The organism is Rhizobium sp. USDA 3886, from assembly GCF_056279785.1.
Genome location: NZ_JBWCDC010000001.1, coordinates 2,850,236 through 2,868,394, shown reverse-complemented (window position 1 = coordinate 2,868,394; position 18,159 = coordinate 2,850,236). Strand labels below are relative to the sequence as shown.

Here is an 18,159-nt window from a genome sequence, read left to right as displayed (position 1 = left end):
CTATAATTACACCAATTCCTGAGCATTCTTCGGGGTGAACATACCGTCTCCCGAGGACTGAATAATGAAGCCCGCCCGTTTGATGATACTTTCAGTGGCCGTCGTTGCCGCTGGCCTCGCCGGTCTGCTGGCGATGAAGCTTGCCGGGCGGGGTGGTGTCGTCACGCAGGTCCAATCGGTCGTCGAAAAGGAGCCCACGGTCAATGTGCTGGTCTCCAGCGCCAATCTGCCCGTCGGCGCCCGCGTTGACGACAAGGCGGTTCACTGGATGCCCTGGCCGCGTGGCGCGGTCGTTCAGGGCTTTATCACCGAAGCCGACAAGCCCGATGCGATCAAGGATATGCAGGGCGCGGTGATCCGCCTGCCGATCTTCGAAGGCGAGCCGATCCGTCCCGAAAAAATCGCCGATTCCAACAGCCGCATCCTTTCGGCGCTTCTGCCCGCCGGCAAACGCGCCGTCGCTACGGAAATCTCGGTCGCAACCGGCGCCGGCGGCTTCATCCTGCCGAACGACCGTGTCGACGTCATTATGGTCCGCAGGGCGCAGGGAAGCGAAAAGTTCCTGACGGAAGCCGTGTTGAGCAATGTCCGCGTTCTCGCCATCGATCAGCAGATTCAAGAAAAGGACGATGGTTCCAAGGCGGTCGTGGGCACCACGGCGACCCTGGAACTGACGCCCGACCAAACGAAAGTTCTGACTGTCGCGCAGCAAATGGCCGACAAACTGTCGCTTGCCCTGCGTTCCGTCGCCGACGCGCAGGAGCAGGATACGAGCGCTGCCGATTATCTCCTGAACGGAGACAATGGAAGCGCGCTGGTTCAGGTCATCAAGTCCGGTTCGATCGTCACGGACAGCAGTGCGCCAAAGGCCGAGTAAGGGGAAATTAATGGTCAACACAATGCGGCGCACCAAGTCTCTCCTCGCGGGCTTCCTCACGCTGACAACGGCTATTTCGGGGCTGACGCCCTCCGCCTTCGCGCCACTGGTTGGCGCAGGCATTGCGCATGCGGAATCGGAAGGCGTCATCCAGATCTCGCGGACCGGTCCCGGCGCCCACCGCCGCGTTAGGCTCGGCCTCAACAAGGCGGTGGTCGTCGATCTACCCGAGGAAGCGCATGACATCCTCGTCTCCGATCCGTCGATGGCCGATGCAGTGACGCGTACCTCGCGCCGCATCTATCTTTTCGGCAAGAAAGTCGGCCAAACGAACATCTTCATTTTCGGGAGCGATGGCCAGGAAGTCGTGAGCCTCGATATCGAAATCGAGCGCGATGTCTCCGGCCTCGAGACGAACCTGAGGCGTTTCATCGTCGACTCCAACATCAAGGTCGAGATCGTGTCGGACAATATCGTGCTGACCGGCACGGTCCGCACGCCACAGGACGCCAAGCAAGCCGCCGACCTTGCCCAGGCGTTCCTGACCGGTGGCGAAGCGACGACGCGAACCGAAACGGCCTCCAGCAGCGCATCGGGGGGCGATGTCGCGCTTTTCGCCGAGGCCCGCCAGCAATCGCAGGTCGTCAACCTGCTGCAGATTGAGGGCGAGGATCAGGTCACGCTCAAGGTGACGATCGCCGAGGTTCGCCGCGAAATCCTGAAACAGCTCGGCTTCGACAATCTCGTATCGAATTCCTCAGGAATGACAGTAGCGCAACTCGGTTCACCTTCATCGAGTGGCTCCACTGCAACCCTCGGCGGCGGACTTGCAGCTCTCTTCAAGAGCTCGATCGGCAAATATGACATATCGACGTATCTGAGCGCGCTCGAGCAGGCAAAAGTCGTCAGAACCCTGGCCGAACCTACGCTGACGGCAATTTCCGGTCAGGCCGCAACCTTTAATTCCGGCGGTCAGGTTCTCTATTCGACCACTGACAACGACGGGAACGTGACCGTGGTTCCTTATAACTACGGCATCAATCTGGCCTTCAAGCCGGTGGTTCTCTCCTCGGGACGCATCAGCCTTGAAATCAAGACCAATGTGTCCGAGCCGGCACCATCCGTCTCGGGTTCGCAGCCGACCTACCAGCGCCGTTCGGCGGAGACATCCGTCGAGCTTCCGTCCGGCGGCTCGATCGCGCTTGCCGGCCTGATCAGGGATAACGTCTCGCAGACATCGAATGGCACGCCGGGCGCGAACAAGATCCCGCTGCTGGGGACGCTGTTCCGCCAAAGAACGGTGCAGCGCGACGAAACCGAGCTCGTGATCATCGCGACCCCCTATCTGGTACGCCCCGTCGCCCGCAACGAGCTCAACAGGCCGGACGACAATTTCAGTCCGGAGCATGATGGACAGGCGTTCTTCATGAACCGTGTCAACAAGGTTTACGGCCGCCGCGAACTACCGGTCGCCGACGCGCAATTCCACGGTTCCATTGGGTTTATCTACAAATGAGCGGCGCAGGATCGAAAACGATGAAACGATATGGTGATCAGGCGATGGCTCAATACAGGAAAACCACGAGGCGATCGGCCATGCTTGGCGCGGCGGCGCTTGCGGCCGCGATGCTTTCCGGCTGTGCGGCTCCCCGCGACAATTTGACGACCGGCGGCATTCCCGACGATTACCGGCAACGCCATCCGATCGTGGTGGCGGAGGCGGAGCAGACGGTCGATATCCCGGTCGCTTCGACCGATCGGCGCTTGACGATTGCCCAGCGTGACATGGTCCGCGGCTTCGCGGCCAATTATATCTCCCGGGCTTCCGGACCGGTTTATGTCATGACGCCCCAAGGCTCGCCTAACGCGGCCGCGGCAAGCCAGGTGCGGAACCAGGTACGGGCCGAGCTCTCGAAGAGAGGGATACCGAGCTCGAAGATCGTCAATGCGAGCTATTCGGCAGCGCCTGGCGACGCGGCGCCGATCCGCCTCAGCTTCGTCGGCATGACGGCCATGACCTCCCAGTGCGGCCAATGGCCGAAGGATATCGGCGGCGGTTTCGACAACCAGAATTATTACAATTTTGGCTGCGCCACCCAGAACAATCTGGCCGCACAGATCGCCAATCCGGAAGACTTCATCGCGCCGCGCGGCATGACTCCGATCGATGCCGCGCGCCGCAATGACGCCATCACCGAATACCGCGAATACAGGACTGTCCTCGAACAGTCCTCGTCAGGTGGTTTCTAGTGGGGAGCATCGAAACCATGAGCCCTATCGAATACGAGATCAAGAACACGACGGAGCTTCAGCACGCGGAAGACGCCGTTCGCATGGGCGAGCTGGAGAACATGCGGCCGCTGCCGCGTATCTCCGTGCATGCCTTCTGCGAGAGCGAGGCGCTTCAGCGTGTGATGGAGCGCTGCGGCAACGACCGGCGGATGTCGAAGGTCAGCCTGCGGATCACCAGCGGCGGCATCGCGGCGGCTGCCAACATGTTCGCCAGTGCCCCGACCCCCAATCTGATCATCCTCGAAACCAAGGCCAATGCGGCAAGCCTGCTCTCGGAGCTCGCGCCGCTAGCGGCCGTTTGCGATCCGAGCACCAAGGTCGTCATCATCGGCTATTACAACGACATCGCGCTTTACCGCGAGCTGATCCGCAACGGCATTTCCGAATATATGGTCCAGCCGGTCGCGATGCCGGACATCATGATGGCCATGGCGTCGATCTTCGTCGATCCGGATGCCGAGCCGCTTGGCCGCAGCATCGCCTTCATCGGCTCCAAGGGAGGCACGGGTGCCTCGACGATCGCGCACAACTGCGCTTTCGGAATTTCCAATCTCTTCTCGACCGAGACGATCCTCGCCGATCTCGACCTGCCTTACGGCACGGCCAACATCGATTTCGACCAGGACCCGACGCAGGGGATCGCCGAGGCGGTCTTTGCTCCCGATCGGCTTGACGAGGTTTTCCTCGATCGTTTGCTGACGAAATGTTCGGAACATCTGTCGCTGCTTGCAGCACCATCGATTCTTGATCGCGCCTATGATTTCGATGGCCAGGCTTTTCAGCCAGTCCTTGAAGTCCTGCAGCGCAGTGCGCCGGTGACGGTGCTCGACGTTCCGCATGCCTGGTCGGAATGGACGCGATCGGTCCTGGCTGCGGCGGATGAGGTTGTCATCTGCGCCGTTCCCGATCTTGCGAACCTGCGCAACGCAAAGAACATGCTCGACGCCCTGCGCAAGCTGCGCCCGAACGACAAGATGCCGCATCTGATCCTCAATCAGGTCGGCATGCCGAAACGGCCGGAAATCGCCCCATCCGATTTCTGCGAACCGCTTGAGATCGAGCCAATCGCGATCATTCCTTTCGACGTCGGTCTGTTCGGCAATGCCGCCAACAGCGGCCGCATGATCTCCGAGATGGACCCGAAATCACCCACCGCCGAGACCTTCTCGCAGCTGGCACACATCGTCACCGGCCGTATCGCCATCAGGAAGGCAAAGCGCGGCGGCCTGATGGGACTGCTGAAGCGCGCCAGGTAAGAGACGAAAACGAGTAGATTGGATTTTGTGGCATGTTCGGAAAACGCGGAAATGAAGGCCAAGGAAAGGGCGGCGGCGTAAGCGCACCGCCACCGCCGTCAGCCGCTGCGGCTCCCGCTTCCGCGCCCGCCGTGCTGGTCGAGCCGGCAAGAGAGGCTGGCCGGTATCAGGTGACGCCGCCGCCCATGCAGACGCCGCCGCGCCGCCGGCCGGCTCGCACCGACGAATATTACGACACAAAGGCGCAGGTTTTCTCGGCGCTGATCGATACGATCGATTTGTCCCAGCTCGCCAAGCTGGATGGGGAAAGCGCCCGCGAGGAAATCCGCGATATCGTCAACGATATCATCACCATCAAGAACTTCGCGATGTCGATTTCCGAGCAGGAAGAGCTGCTCGAAGACATCTGCAACGATGTTCTCGGCTATGGCCCACTGGAGCCGCTGCTCGCGCGCGACGACATCGCCGACATCATGGTCAACGGCGCCGGCCAGACCTTCATCGAAGTCGGCGGCAAGACGATCGAGTCCGAAATTCGCTTCCGTGACAACGGCCAGCTTCTCTCCATCTGCCAGCGCATCGTCAGCCAGGTCGGCCGCCGCGTCGATGAATCGAGCCCGATCTGCGACGCCCGTCTTCCGGATGGCTCACGCGTCAACGTCATCGCCCCGCCGCTGGCAATCGATGGCCCGGCGCTTACCATCCGTAAGTTCAAGAAGGACAAGCTGACGCTCGATCAGCTTGTCCGCTTCGGCGCGATCACGCTTGAAGGCGCGACGCTCTTGCAGATCATTGGCCGGGTCCGCTGCAACGTCGTGATCTCCGGCGGTACCGGTTCCGGCAAGACGACGCTTCTGAACTGCCTGACGAACTATATCGACAGGGACGAGCGCGTTATCACCTGTGAGGATACGGCGGAATTGCAGCTGCAGCAGCCGCATGTGGTGCGGCTGGAAACCCGTCCGCCGAACATCGAAGGCGAAGGCGAGATCACCATGCGCGACCTCGTCAAGAACTGCCTTCGTATGCGTCCGGAACGTATCATCGTCGGCGAAGTGCGTGGACCGGAGGTCTTCGACCTTCTGCAGGCGATGAACACCGGTCACGACGGCTCAATGGGAACGATCCACTCGAACTCGCCCCGCGAATGTCTGAGCCGTATCGAATCCATGATCGCGATGGGCGGCTACAGTCTGCCGGCGAAGACTGTTCGCGAAATCATCTCCGGTTCGATCGACGTGATCATTCAGGCAGCGCGCCTGCGCGACGGCTCGCGGCGTATTACGGCGATCACCGAGGTGATCGGCATGGAAGGCGATGTGATCATCACCCAGGACCTGATGCGCTACGAGATCGACGGCGAGGACGCCGCCGGCCGCCTCATCGGGCGTCACCTGTCGACCGGTATCGGCAAACCGCATTTCTGGGATCGCGCGCGCTACTACAACGAAGAAAAGCGCCTTGCCGCCGCCTTGGATCAGATGGAAGAAAAGTCGAAGGAAGTATGATGTTCGGCCTTGATCCGATAGTGCTTGCCATCATCGCGCTGGTTGCGGTCGCAGCGGGCGCGGTGTGCTATGGCCTGCTCTTCAGCCGTATGGAGACCGAGAAGAAGGCTGCCAATCGCGTCAGCCGCGTCGCCTCAAACGAGACCGACCGGGTGAAGGTCAAGGCCGCACGGGACCGTGTGCAGGAAATGTCGAAACGCCGCAAGTCGGTGCAGGACAATCTCAAGGACCTCGAAAAACGCCAGCAGGAAAACACAAAACGGAAACTGTCTCTGAAGTCGCGGCTGACTCAGGCGGGCTTTGCCATCACGCCCGCCAAATTCTACATGTTCGGCGCCGCCTTCGGGCTGTTCTTGATGCTCATCGCATTGCTCGCTGGCGCGCCGATGCTGGTCGTTCTTGCGCTTCCAGTCGTTGCTGGACTCGGCCTGCCGCGCTGGATACTGGGTTTCCTGATCAAGCGCCGCCAGAACAAATTCCTCAACGAATTTCCGAACGCGCTCGACGTCATCGTGCGTTCGATCAAGTCCGGCCTGCCGCTGAACGATGCGATCCGTCTCATCGCAAACGAAGGCCGCGATCCGGTGAAAACTGAATTTCGCCGGGTCGTGGAATCGCAGCAGGTCGGCCTCAGCGTTCCCGACGCCTGCGCGCGCATGACCAACTACATGCCGTTGCAGGAAGTCAGTTTCTTCGCGATCGTCATCGCCATTCAGTCGCAGGCCGGCGGTAATCTTTCCGAAGCGATAGGCAACCTTTCGAAGGTTCTGCGCGACCGCAAGAAGATGAAGGCCAAGGTGCAGGCGCTTTCGATGGAAGCCAAGGCTTCCGCCGTCATCATCGGCGCCTTGCCCTTCATCGTCGCCACGCTCGTTTACCTCACGTCACCGCAATACATGATGATCCTGTTCACCGATCCGCGCGGGCATTTCATCATGGGCGCTTCGGCGGTCTGGATGTCGATCGGTATTTTCGTCATGCGCAACATGGTCAATTTCGACATCTAACGGGAAGGGACGCGCCATGTCATCGGATCTTGCAGCGAGATTAACCGATCCGGCCATGGTGGTAGCGCTTCTCGTCGCGATTGCCGTCTTCGCAACCTTCTATACGATCGCCGTTCCCTTTTTCGAGCGCGGCGACCTCAACAAGCGGATGCGCGCCGTCTCGACGGAGCGTGACCAGATTCGTGCCCGCGAGCGTGCCCGTATGAATACGGAGTCGGGAAGCAAGGCGTCACTTCGCAACCAGAACAATCGCTCTGTCCGCCAGATCGTCGAACGCTTCAATCTTCGCCAAGCGCTGGTCGACGAAAACACGATGAACAAGCTGCGGGCAGCCGGCTATCGCTCCGAAAACGCCTTGAACACATTTCTCGTCGCTCGCTTCCTTTTGCCGTTTGCCTTTCTCGCGGTCGCCGTCTTTTGGATTTTCGGTCTCGGAAACCTTGCCACCAAGCCGCTTCCCATCCGCCTGCTGGCGATGGTCGGCACGGGCTATCTCGGCTTCTACGCGCCGAACATCTTCATCTCGAACCGCATGTCGAAGCGCCAGCACTCGATCAAGCGCGCCTGGCCGGACGCGCTCGACCTGATGCTGATTTGCGTCGAATCCGGCATCTCGATTGAGGCGGCGATGCGACGCGTGTCGGAGGAACTCGGCGAACAGTCGCCGCCTCTTGCCGAAGAAATGGTGTTGACGACAGCTGAACTCTCCTTCCTGCCCGACCGCCGCCAGGCACTCGAGAATCTCGGCACGCGCACGCAGATCGGTCTTGTGCAGTCGGTCACACAGGCCCTCATCCAGGCCGACCGTTACGGCACGCCGATTTCGCAGGCGCTACGCGTTCTCGCACAGGAAGGCCGTGACGAGCGCATGAACGAGGCTGAAAAAAAGGCCGCCGCCCTGCCACCGAAACTGACCGTTCCGATGATCCTGTTCTTCCTTCCCGTTCTCGTTGCGGTTATTCTCGGCCCGGCCGGCATTCAGGTTGCCGACAGGTTCTGACACCGCTTGCAGGCTGTGGCGAAACGAGCTAGCCAATGTTTTTGCGTGACTGGCGAATGAGATGGAGGACCATCGGGAAGCGCTGATGTGACCCCTGCTCGTCTGGTCGAAATCAGGAGTGAGTGTTCATGTCTTCCGCAGCCATTCTCACCAGCATTTTTGCAGCACTGATCGTCGGCGCCATGAGCCCCGGCCCCAGTTTCGTCGTCGTCTCGCGCATCGCCATTTCCCGCTCTCGCGTTGATGGCTTGGCAGCGGCGCTCGGAATGGGTGTCGGCGGCGTCATTTTCGGCATTCTCGCGCTTGCGGGCCTGACGGCGTTGCTGACGCAGTTCGCGTGGCTTTACCTGGTGTTGAAGTTCGCCGGCGGCGCCTACCTCGTCTATATCGCGTTCCGGATCTGGCAGGGCGCAAAGGAACCTCTTGAGGTGTCGGGTGCGGTCGCGGGTAGGGCGTCGCTCCGCCACAGCTTCTCGATGGCGCTGCTGACGCAGCTCAGCAATCCGAAGACCATCATCGTCTATGCGAGTATATTCGCGGCTTTTCTGCCGAAAACCGTACCTGCAGGTGTCATCATCGGTCTGCCGATCGGCATCTTCGCGATTGAGGCCGGATGGTATGCGATCGTGGCGCTGGCTTTCTCGGCCCGCCGTCCGCGCCAGGTCTATTTGGGCGCTAAGCACTGGATCGACCGCGCTGCCGGGCTCGTCATGGGCGGGCTGGGTTTGCGTTTGATTTCCGGCGCGATTCTTCGGTAATCGAAATCAGTTGGTATTGCTTGCCTGCGCGGTGTCCTTTGCCGCGAGCTTCTGCCAGGAATTCTGCTGGGAAAGCATCGAACGCAAATAGGCGACGTTGGCGTCGGCCTGCTGCGGCGCGAGCTCGCGGCGGGCGATCTCTTCGGCTTCTGGGAAGCGTCCCTGCAGTCCGACGACAAGGGCGAGGTTCTGCCTGACGCGGCTATCGGCGCCCGGCTGGTTCGCCGCCTGCTTGAGATAGGTTTCGGCGGTCCTGAGATCGCCTGTCAGCACGTAGGACATGCCGAGATTTGAAAGCACGGAAGGCTCGTTCGGCATGATGTCCAGCGCATCGCGATAACGCGCACGCGCATCGCCGGGCTTGCCCATCTGGTCGAGAATCGCGCCTTGGGCAGAAATGAGCTTCCAATCGGGCCGGTCCGGGGTTTGCGCCCGGCCGATCGTGTCGAGCGCTTGCTGGAATTGTCCGGCGGCTGCCTGGGACTTGCCGTAGGCGGCCAGGACATTGCGGTCTTTCGGATTGGAAATCGCAACCTGCTGCATGACGGCAAGCGCCTGCGCATCACGCCCGGCCATGCGCAGCAGGTTGGCATAGTTGACGCCGTTTACCGGATCGCGTGGGTTTTTCTCGTAGGCCTGCCCGACCCGTTCCGTCATTGCGTGAAGCTCGTTCGCATCCATGGTTTCGACCGGCTTTGTCAGCTTCGGAACCGAACCCGTCGTCATCTTGTCCTTGGTCGTCGAGCAACCCGCGAGCGCCACGACGATCATTATGGCTACGGCGCAGTGGAGAGTACGGTTCTTGGAGGGATTGATGGCCGGGAGAGGCATCGCGCTTTCCTGAATTCAGAAATTTGGCGCCTGGCCTCTAAGCGGAACAGGGAAAGGTTTGACGCAATCTTCACTCCAGCAATAGTCTGTTAACCCTAACGGACCGTTAAAAAACGATTCCCGCACATCGCCGAAGGATAAATATGGCCCCCTATCAGTTCATCGAGAGACCGACGCCGTTCAACACGAAAGGCGGTTCCACCTTGCCGATCTTCGCGGTCACGCCGGCGCATATCGAGACCGGCACGATCGATCCGATCGCGCTCGGTTGGGCGAAGAAGGCAGGCTACAGGGCGGAAAGCGGTTCCCTGCTGCTTATCCCGACTGCGGAGGGGCACCTCGGCGGAGCGCTTTTCGGCCTCGGCACTAATCCATCGGAACAACCCTATATCACCGGCAAACTTGCCCGCTCGCTGCCGGCCGGCGATTGGCACATCGAAACCGCACCGTTGACGGCAAACCGCCTGTCGCTCGGTTTTGGGCTCGGCAGCTACCGTTTCGACCGCTACCGTTCCGACAAGCAGGCGGCCGCGACGCTGATGATCCCGCGCGATGCTGAAGGTGCGGATATCAAGCGCCAGCTCGCAGGCGTCTTCCTTGCCCGCGATCTCATCAACACGCCGACCAATGATATGGGCCCCGAACAGCTCGAAGCCGCCTTCCGCGGCCTTGCCGAGCACTACAAGGCGGAAATGTCGGTCATCATCGGCGACGATCTACTGAAGGAGAACTTCCCGCTGGTCCACACAGTTGGCCGCGCCAGCGCCGATGCGCCGCGCCTCCTGGAACTGCGCTGGGGGAAGAAGGGCCACCGCAAGGTTACGCTTGTCGGCAAGGGCGTCTGCTTCGATACCGGCGGCCTGGACATCAAGCCTGCCTCCTCCATGCTTTTGATGAAGAAGGACATGGGCGGCGCAGCGAATGTAATGGGCCTTGCGCTGATGATCATGGACGCGAAGCTGAAGGTCGACCTCCGCGTCATCATTCCTGTCGTTGAAAATTCGATTTCGGCAAATGCGTTCCGCCCGGGAGACGTCTACAAGAGCCGCAAGGGTCTAACCGTTCAGATCGACAATACCGATGCCGAGGGCCGCCTGATCCTTGCCGACGCATTGGCTTACGCCGACGAAGAGGCACCGGATCTGCTGATCGATATGGCGACGCTCACGGGCGCTGCCCGCGTCGCGCTCGGTCCCGATCTCCCGCCGTTCTTCACGGATGACGAAAACCTTGCCCACGATCTGACTGAAGCGAGCCTCGAGACCGACGATCCTCTGTGGCGGCTGCCGCTCTATATGGGCTACGACAAGGATATCCGCGCCAAGATCGCCGACATCACCAATGCTCCGGCGGGCGGCATGGCAGGCGCGATCACGGCGGCGCTATTCCTGAAACGCTTTGTCAGCAATACGAAGAGCTGGGCGCATTTCGACATCTACGGCTGGGCGCCGACCGAGCGCGCTCATTCGCCAGGCGGCGGCGAGGCTCAGGCGATCCGCGCGCTCTACAACCATATCCGCCGCGGCTGATCGACGATCGTTAAAATTTTATTCACTTTGCGAGGCGGCAGATTCTGTCGCCTCTTGCACACCGGGATCCGCTGCGGGAGAATGAAACGCTTGCGTAATGATTTTCCGGAGGATCCTTGCCGATCGAATTGACCGCCTCGCAGGCGCTGGGGCTTTGGCACGGCGTTACCCTCGACCAGGTGCGTCACGACGAACGTGATTTGACGTTGCGACAGATGGCGATCCTGCTGCATATCTATCTGGTGCCGCCACCCCATACCGTGCGGGGGCTCGCCGCAACGCTGAACGTGACGAAGCCGGTCATCACTCGTGCGCTCGATACCATGGGCGAAATGGGCTTAGTCGATCGGGCACGCGATGAGAGCGACCGGCGGAATGTGATCATCAAGCGCACCGTCGGTGGCGCGCTCTATCTCGAGAAACTCGGCGACCTGGTGCGTGACCAGGGGCGCCGCCTGCCAATATAAGGGAATGGAACTGACGATGCTCGACCGCCGCCTGCATGCCTATCGGCCGGACCTAGCCGAAGCGAGTCTGGAAGGCAAGGTCGAAGCCTTGCGTTTTGTTTCCGGTACCCCGGCGCGGATCGCCGTTCCGGTTGCGCCGCTTCGTCCGCAACCGGATATTTCAGTCGGCATCGATACGGAACTGCTCTTCGGTGAAGACGTGACCGTCTTTGACCGCGCCGGCGGCTGGGGCTGGGTAAAGGCTTGTTCGGATGGGTATGTCGGCTACCTGCCGGAGGAAATGCTGTCCGACGCTCAAGGAGAACCGACGCATATCATCACTGTGCAGCGCACTTTCCTCTATCCGGAACCCGAATTGCGAAAGCCTTATAAATCCGTGCTTTCCATGGGCAGCCGCGTCAGGGTCGCGGGGGAGGCGGAAGCGCGCGGAAATCACTACGCCGTGCTTGAAGATGGTACTGCGATCTTTGCAAGGCATGTCCAGCCTGTTGCTAACGGCAAGGACCACGATTATGTCGAGATCGCATCGCGCTTCATGAACGCACCTTACTTGTGGGGCGGCCGCTCAGGCCTGGGCATCGATTGTTCCGGCCTTGTGCAGCTTGCCACGCAGATGGCCGGTCGAAGCGCGCCTCGTGACACGGACATGCAGGCAGCCGGCCTCGGCGAGGCGATCGATCGCTCCGAACTTCGCCGCGGCGACCTCGTCTTCTGGAAGGGGCATGTCGCAATCATGGAGGATCCGGAAACGATCATTCATGCCAACGGCTACACGATGACTGTCGCCCGCGAGAATTTTGAAGCCGCTGTTAAGCGTATCGGCCAGCTTTACCAACAGCCAACTGGTTACCGCCGTCCGGTCTGATTTTAGAAACGCCGGGGGTCGAAGAAATCGCGCAGTCCGTCCCCCAGCATGTTGAAACCGAGAACGGCAAGCGCGATCGCAAGCCCGGGCAGGATGGCAAGCCACGGCGCCAGCCCAAGATAGGTTTGGGAATCGGCGAGCATCCGGCCCCAGGTCGGCACCGGCGGGGCGACCCCGAGGCCGAGGAAACTTAATCCCGCTTCGGTGAGGATCGCCAACCCGAGCTGGATCGCCGCATGAACGGTGATCTGGTTCATGATGTTCGGCAACACGTGGCGCACCGAAATCGTCAAGCGGCTGTTGCCGATCGCGCGCGCCGCCAGCACGTAGTCGCGGCTCCAGGCCTGCAGGGCCGAGGCGAGAGTGACCCGCGCGAAGACCGGGATCATGAAGGCGGCAATCGCCGTGATCGCCGTAAACCTGCCGGGGCCTAGGAAAGCGCCGAGGATCATCGCGGAGAGGATCGGCGGCAGCGCGAAGATGACGTCGCAGACGCGCATCAGCAATGTTTCGAAAATGCCCCGGATCGCCGCGGCTGAGATGCCGGCAATCGAACCGACCGCACCACCGATGGCAACCGCGGCGATGGCGATCGACAGCGAATTCCAGCATCCGGCCATCAGCATCGAAAGAACGTCGCGGCCGAATTGATCGGTGCCGAACAGCCCGAAGGCGAAGGGCGGCTGCAGTTTGTGAATGATCTGCATCTTTGCGGGCGGCAGCGGCGTCCAGACGAGCGACAGAAGCGCGATTGCCACGAGCAATCCGATGATGGATGCGCCGGTAAGAAGCTTAATTTGCCGGCTAATCGTGAATGAGCGCCGTCTGGTGGCGGTACCGGAAGCGATCACCATCGTCACACATCCTTTCGCAATCGCGGGTCGACCGCGAGATAGGACATATCGACGAGGAAATTCATGACGACGACGAGCGCGGCAAAAAACAGCACGACATCCTGCATGACAATGATGTCGCGTTGCGACAATGCTTGAAACGCAAGCCGTCCAAGACCTGGCAGGTTGAAGACGTTTTCGACCAGAACCGCGCCCGCCACGAGGAATGTAAACTGCAGCCCAAGGATCGTCAGGATCGGCACCAGCGCGTTCGGCACCGCGTGCCTCCACAAGACTGCGCGCGCCGAAAGCCCTTTCGCGAGTGCCGTCCGCGTGAAATCCTCGTGCAGTGTTTCCAGGACCGTCGAGCGAGTGACGCGTGTCAGGACGCCTGCCTGCGGCAGCGCCAGGGCCATGGCAGGCATAATCAGCGCCTGAAACGCAGGCCAGGGGCCCGCACTCCACCCTGGGAAACCTCCGGCCGGCATGAGTTCAAGCGTCGTTGAGAACAGGATGATCAGCAGCAACGATACCCAGAAAGCCGGAACGGCAATGCTTACCTGTGAAAAGAGCGTTGCGACGACGTCGGCGATGCCGTTTCGTCGCGCCGCTGCAAAAGTGCCGAGCGGCACGGCGATGGCGACGGAAAGGAGGATAGCGAGCAGCGCCAGCGGCAGCGTCACCGCCAGCCGCTCGAGGATCAGCCCCGCGACCGGCACGCCATAGGTATAAGACTGCCCGAGATCACCGGAAAACACCCCGGCGACCCATTGGCCGTAGCGAAAGAGCAGAGGTTGATCAAGCCCAAGTTCATGCCGAAGCGCTGCCAGCGTTTCGGTTGTTGCCGAAGTGCCGAGCATGATCGACGCCGGATCGCCGGGCAGAAGATCCATGGCAGCAAAAATCAGGAAAGAGACGGTGGCAAGCGTCAGGATTAGTCCGGAAAAGCGCCGGCCAAGAACCGTGATCACGTCCCGCCCCCAGTCGTTACCATCTCGTTGCGGAAAATCACTCCTCCCACGACACGTTGGTCAGAACGTTCGAAGGGATCGGCTCGTTTTCCCATAGGCCTTTCAGCTTCTTGTCCCACACGCCGAGCTTCGGCATGACGAATAGATAAAGCGCCGGCACATCCTCGGCGAGGATTTTCTGCACCTCGCCGTAGATCTTGTTCTGCAAGACGGGATCGGTCGTCTCCTGCACCTTCTTCATCAGATCGTTGAAGGTCGGGTTCTTGTAGTTGAAGTAGTAGGGATCGCGCGAATAGATGTCGATATCCATCGGCTCGGCATGCGCCACGATAGTCATCTCGTAAGCGCGGTCCTTCATCACATCCTGCACCCATTTCGCCGGAAATTCCGTTGGCTCGATATTCATGGTCACGCCGATCTCGGCAAACATTGCCTGCATCACCTGGGCGCTGCGCGGCGCATAGGCCATCTGCGGCGACTTGATCGTGAAGCTGAAGCCGTTCGGATAGCCGGCTTCTGCAAGCAGCACCTTCGCTTTTTCCGGATCATAGGGCAGTACGCTGGCCATGTCCTGATAGCCCGGATCGTTCGGCGTATAATGGCTGCCGATCGCCGTGCCGAGACCCGACCAGGCGCCGTCGATCACGGTCTGACGGTCAATCGCCATCATCAGGGCTTGGCGAACCCGCTTGTCGTCGAAAGGCTTTTTGGCATTGTTCATGCCGGCAACGACCTTGAGTTCGGTATTGCCGACCTTCGTCACTAGCCGCGGATCGCCTTCGAACGAGCTCATCAGCTCGGGTGCGGCGAATTCCGGAATGGCGTCCACGTCGCCTGCCTTCAGTGCGGCGGCTTGAGCCTGCGGATCGGCGATGAACCGGAAAGTCACCTTGTCGAGCTTCACGAACACCTGGCTGTTCCAGTAGTGCTCGTTCCTGACAAGCTCAACCTTGTCGCCCTTCGCCCAGTTGACGAATTTGAAAGGACCGGTGCCGACCGGCTTCGTCTTGTCGGTTGCAGCCGACTTTGGGCCGACCATGACCGATGCCGGCCAGCCAAGCCAGTAAAGCAGGCTTCCCGTCGGCTGCGAAAGATGCAACACGAGCGTCTCGGAATCCGGCGTGTCGATCGAGGCGATCGGAGCAAAGAAGCGCTTCTGCGGATTGGTAGAGTCTTTGCCGCGGGCGCGGTCCAGCGCGAATTTTGCCGTCGTGGAATCGAAGAGTTCGCCGTCATGGAATTTGACGCCGGTCTGCAGCTTGAACGTATAGGTCAGCCCATCCGGCGAAATTTCCCAGCTCTTGGCAAGCTGCGGCCGGACCTTGCCGCTCTCATCGATCGCAACCAGCCCTTCGAAGACATTCTGCCAGGTCACCTGACCGATCGCGACCGGTGCAGCGATCGTCGGATCGAGCCCCGCCGGTTCGACGCTCATGCCGAGATTGAGCGCCGTCTTGGCCGCATGAGCCGGCACGACGGCGCTTGCCATCATCGCGACGGAAAGAGCAGCGCTGAGGGAAAGGCGGTGAGCAAGTCGCGTGAAAGGCGCCGGCAGAAGGCTGGTGATCATAATTTTGCGGATCCCAAAAAGGCGATGTGAAGTAGTGCGCACATTATGTGTTCATTGTGCATCGAAAAAAGCTACACACTAAAAAAAGAGAAAATGCAAGTCGTCCTGCTCGACCAGCCTCAGCGGCCCTTCAGTTTCGTCCGCATGAAATTTTCGATGAAACCGATGAGCCTGTCCGCTGCGAAGGAGAGTTGCCGATCCGGCGCGATCGAAAGCTCGACATGCGTGCGGATGGAGTTTTCGCCGGCAAGTGGAATGGCAGCAAGCTGGCCTGCCTCGATCTCGCGGCGGACAGCAAGCGCCGGCAACAGCGTTACCGCGCTGTCGCTGAGCACGAGTTCCTTGAGCATTTCCAGCGAACTGACGGTGAAAACCGGATCGATCGTCAGCCCCTGTCGCTCGACAAGCGCATCGAAGCTCTGGCGGAAACCAAAGGACTTCTCGGGCAGAGCGAGTGTGTAGCGTGCAAGTTCGCGAAGGGTGATTTCCTTGCGGCCTGCCGCGGCATCCTGTGCCGAAACGATCACGTCATAAGCGATTTCAAAGCGTGTCACCACTTTTGCATCGGACATTGGCGGAGCAAAAAGTGTCAGCGCCATATCGGCCCGCGCTGCGTTCACCGCCTCGATGGCCTGCCGGGCGCTGGTGATCATCACCTCGAAGCGGATATTGGGAAAGCTGCGGCTGAATTCCGAGAGCGCGGGTGCAAGCAGACTGGTGACGATCGCACCATTGGCGTAGATGGTCACCCGGCCGCGCGCGAGCCCTTTCAGGTCTTCGATCAGTTGCTGCACATGCTCGAGTTCGCGAAGTGTCCGTCCGGCGCGTGCGGCAAGCAGTTCACCCGCGGCCGTCAGCTTAACGCCGCGCGCGCTGCGTTCGACGAGAGCAGCACCGAAATGCTCTTCGAGATTCTCGATCTGGCGGCTGACGGCAGTCGGCGCAACGCCCAAGTTCTCGGCCGCCTGGCGCATGGATTTGGTCCTGACCAACTCGTCGAAATACATCAGGGCCCGGATCTGCATTTTCTCTCCCGCCGCTTGGGCTCTTCTCTCTGTCCAGGCGATCAGCGTCCGCCCGGATAAAGCTCCCGCCACGCCCTCTGCGCACCCTCGTAAGGCAGCGCCGTCGCTTCGTAAACACCGCGCGCGATGGCACGCGCCATGACCACTCCTGCGAGGTGGCAAAGCTCCATCAGCTCGCCCATGTCGGCCATCGGTCGTGCACACGTCGAAGCGGCAAAAACGGTATCGCCGTCCAGAGGTAAGTGTGCCGGAACCAATGCCCTTGCCAGCCCGTCATGTGCGCCCAGCGAAAGCCGGAAAGCCTCGGCCTTCGTCAGCGCCGCATTGGTCACGACCGCACCGATCGTGGTTGCAGGTGCCACCACGCCCTTGAGCCGCAAGCGATGGTCGATCGTCGCGGGCATTCCGAGGCTGCCGAATTCGTTGCCGCTTTCGAAGGGTGCCGCCCAGAAATGCGGTCCGTCGCCGATCGTTGCCGAACCGAGCGCATTGACCGCGACGATTGCCGCGATCCGATGCCCAGCGCTACTGACCGTGCTTGCCGAGCCGAGCCCGCCTTTGAATGTTGCCGTCGTGGCACCTGTTCCGGCACCCACCGTTCCGAGCGGAAATTCGCCTTTCGCCGCTGCCTTGAAGGCCGCATAGCCCATCTCCCGGTAAGGCGAATGCAGGCCCCAATCTTTGTCGCCGCCGTTCAAGAGATCGAAAAGGATTGCCTGGGGTACAATCGGAACACGCACTGTGCCCACCTGGAAGCCGCGGCCGGCCTTCCTCAAGCCGGCTTGTACGCCGCCTGCCGCATCCAGCCCAAAGGCCGAGCCGCCGGAAAGAACGAAGGCATCAACCTTCTCGACCGTCATCGAAGGATCGAGCAACGCCGTGTCCCGGCTGCCAGGCGCGCCGCCGAGAACGCTGGCCGAAGCCGTCGCCGGTTCGTCGAAAATAATAGTCGTGACGCCGGAACCGAGCTTCAGGTCCGTTACGTGGCCGATCGAAACGCCCTCGATATCGGTAATGAGATTGAGCAAATGCGCCGTCCTTGTTCACGTCGGATAGGATCGCAACCAGCACAAAAAAACAAGACCGGCCGCTTTTTCGGGACCGGTCATAAACTTTGGAAAGCGACGAAGCGCGGAAATCTAAGCCTGTTTTCAGGCATGGATTGGCTTTGGATGGCGCCGGGTCATCAGGTCGTGGATCGCAAGCTTCACCTCGTCCGGCGAGCTGAAACGCTGCTCGTCGAGGTCGTGCACGTGAAATTTCACGGCGATGAACTTCAGCCGGTCTTCATCTGGAATGACGATCCCGACGGGAACGCCTGCATATTCGATAACTTGCTTTTTCATGCGTAGTACTCCTGCCGCGCGGAT

18 protein-coding genes are annotated in these 18,159 nt (G+C 60.6%); 11 read left to right on the top strand and 7 right to left on the bottom strand.

The features are described from left to right. Positions 1-64 precede the first annotated feature (64 nt). From cpaB to ACZ9BX_RS14675, 8 genes are all read left to right on the top strand, one after another. Positions 65-877 carry a Flp pilus assembly protein CpaB gene (gene cpaB, locus ACZ9BX_RS14710; protein ID WP_476218667.1) on the top strand — a complete coding sequence of 271 codons (813 nt, stop codon included), beginning with the start codon at positions 65-67 and terminating at the stop codon, positions 875-877. Positions 878-887: 10 nt separating this feature from the next. Continuing rightward, a complete protein-coding gene (locus ACZ9BX_RS14705; protein WP_476218666.1) occupies positions 888-2,393 on the top strand; it encodes a type II and III secretion system protein family protein in 1,506 nt (501 codons plus the stop codon). After that, positions 2,390-3,127: a CpaD family pilus assembly protein gene (locus tag ACZ9BX_RS14700; RefSeq protein WP_476218665.1), complete on the top strand. Its 738-nt coding sequence runs from the start codon at positions 2,390-2,392 to the stop codon at positions 3,125-3,127. The genes ACZ9BX_RS14705 and ACZ9BX_RS14700 overlap by 4 nt, the downstream gene beginning before the upstream one ends. Positions 3,128-3,144: 17 nt before the next feature. Beyond that, the gene (locus ACZ9BX_RS14695) at positions 3,145-4,425 is read left to right on the top strand and encodes a CpaE/TadZ family protein (RefSeq protein WP_476218664.1); all 1,281 of its coding nucleotides are present in this window, start codon (positions 3,145-3,147) and stop codon (positions 4,423-4,425) included. A 32-nt stretch (positions 4,426-4,457) separates the two neighbouring features. Continuing rightward, the gene (locus ACZ9BX_RS14690) at positions 4,458-5,933 is read left to right on the top strand and encodes a CpaF family protein (RefSeq protein WP_476218663.1); all 1,476 of its coding nucleotides are present in this window, start codon (positions 4,458-4,460) and stop codon (positions 5,931-5,933) included. Then, positions 5,933-6,940 (top strand): type II secretion system F family protein, encoded by a 1,008-nt coding sequence (locus ACZ9BX_RS14685; RefSeq protein ID WP_476220022.1) that lies wholly within the window; start codon positions 5,933-5,935, stop codon positions 6,938-6,940. Before ACZ9BX_RS14690 ends, ACZ9BX_RS14685 begins: the two co-directional genes overlap by 1 nt. A 16-nt stretch (positions 6,941-6,956) precedes the next feature. Next, entirely contained in the window at positions 6,957-7,940 is a 984-nt protein-coding gene (locus tag ACZ9BX_RS14680; protein ID WP_476218662.1) for a type II secretion system F family protein, read from the top strand. A 128-nt stretch (positions 7,941-8,068) separates the two neighbouring features. Further along, on the top strand, positions 8,069-8,698 hold the full coding sequence (locus ACZ9BX_RS14675) for a LysE family translocator (protein WP_476218661.1): 630 nt from the start codon (positions 8,069-8,071) through the stop codon (positions 8,696-8,698). Between the two features lie 6 nt (positions 8,699-8,704). On the opposite strand, the gene ACZ9BX_RS14670 is transcribed toward ACZ9BX_RS14675, so the two are convergent. Beyond that, the gene (locus ACZ9BX_RS14670; protein WP_476218660.1) at positions 8,705-9,529 is read right to left on the bottom strand and encodes a tetratricopeptide repeat protein; all 825 of its coding nucleotides are present in this window, start codon (positions 9,527-9,529) and stop codon (positions 8,705-8,707) included. 143 nt (positions 9,530-9,672) lie between these two features. On the opposite strand from ACZ9BX_RS14670, the gene ACZ9BX_RS14665 reads away from it, so the two are divergent. From ACZ9BX_RS14665 to ACZ9BX_RS14655, 3 genes are all read left to right on the top strand, one after another. Continuing rightward, on the top strand, positions 9,673-11,058 hold the full coding sequence (locus tag ACZ9BX_RS14665) for a leucyl aminopeptidase family protein (protein ID WP_476218659.1): 1,386 nt from the start codon (positions 9,673-9,675) through the stop codon (positions 11,056-11,058). 116 nt (positions 11,059-11,174) lie between these two features. After that, positions 11,175-11,525 carry a MarR family winged helix-turn-helix transcriptional regulator gene (locus ACZ9BX_RS14660; protein ID WP_086993554.1) on the top strand — a complete coding sequence of 117 codons (351 nt, stop codon included), beginning with the start codon at positions 11,175-11,177 and terminating at the stop codon, positions 11,523-11,525. Between the two features lie 10 nt (positions 11,526-11,535). Beyond that, positions 11,536-12,390, top strand: coding sequence for a C40 family peptidase (locus tag ACZ9BX_RS14655; protein ID WP_476220020.1), 855 nt, complete (start codon positions 11,536-11,538; stop codon positions 12,388-12,390). 2 nt (positions 12,391-12,392) lie between these two features. On the opposite strand, the gene ACZ9BX_RS14650 is transcribed toward ACZ9BX_RS14655, so the two are convergent. From ACZ9BX_RS14650 to ACZ9BX_RS14625, 6 genes are all read right to left on the bottom strand, one after another. Further along, positions 12,393-13,244 carry an ABC transporter permease gene (locus tag ACZ9BX_RS14650; protein WP_476218658.1) on the bottom strand — a complete coding sequence of 284 codons (852 nt, stop codon included), beginning with the start codon at positions 13,242-13,244 and terminating at the stop codon, positions 12,393-12,395. Positions 13,245-13,246: 2 nt separating this feature from the next. Beyond that, positions 13,247-14,194 carry an ABC transporter permease gene (locus tag ACZ9BX_RS14645; RefSeq protein WP_476218657.1) on the bottom strand — a complete coding sequence of 316 codons (948 nt, stop codon included), beginning with the start codon at positions 14,192-14,194 and terminating at the stop codon, positions 13,247-13,249. A gap of 37 nt (positions 14,195-14,231) precedes the next feature. Further along, positions 14,232-15,764, bottom strand: a complete 1,533-nt coding sequence (locus ACZ9BX_RS14640; RefSeq protein WP_476218656.1) for an ABC transporter substrate-binding protein — start codon at positions 15,762-15,764, stop codon at positions 14,232-14,234. Between the two features lie 119 nt (positions 15,765-15,883). Beyond that, positions 15,884-16,789 (bottom strand): LysR family transcriptional regulator, encoded by a 906-nt coding sequence (locus tag ACZ9BX_RS14635; protein WP_476218655.1) that lies wholly within the window; start codon positions 16,787-16,789, stop codon positions 15,884-15,886. A 41-nt stretch (positions 16,790-16,830) separates the two neighbouring features. Next, positions 16,831-17,817 carry a P1 family peptidase gene (locus ACZ9BX_RS14630; protein ID WP_476218654.1) on the bottom strand — a complete coding sequence of 329 codons (987 nt, stop codon included), beginning with the start codon at positions 17,815-17,817 and terminating at the stop codon, positions 16,831-16,833. Positions 17,818-17,940: 123 nt separating this feature from the next. Then, complete coding sequence (locus ACZ9BX_RS14625; protein ID WP_027510551.1) at positions 17,941-18,135, bottom strand: hypothetical protein; 195 nt, start codon at positions 18,133-18,135, stop codon at positions 17,941-17,943. Positions 18,136-18,159: the final 24 nt, after the last annotated feature.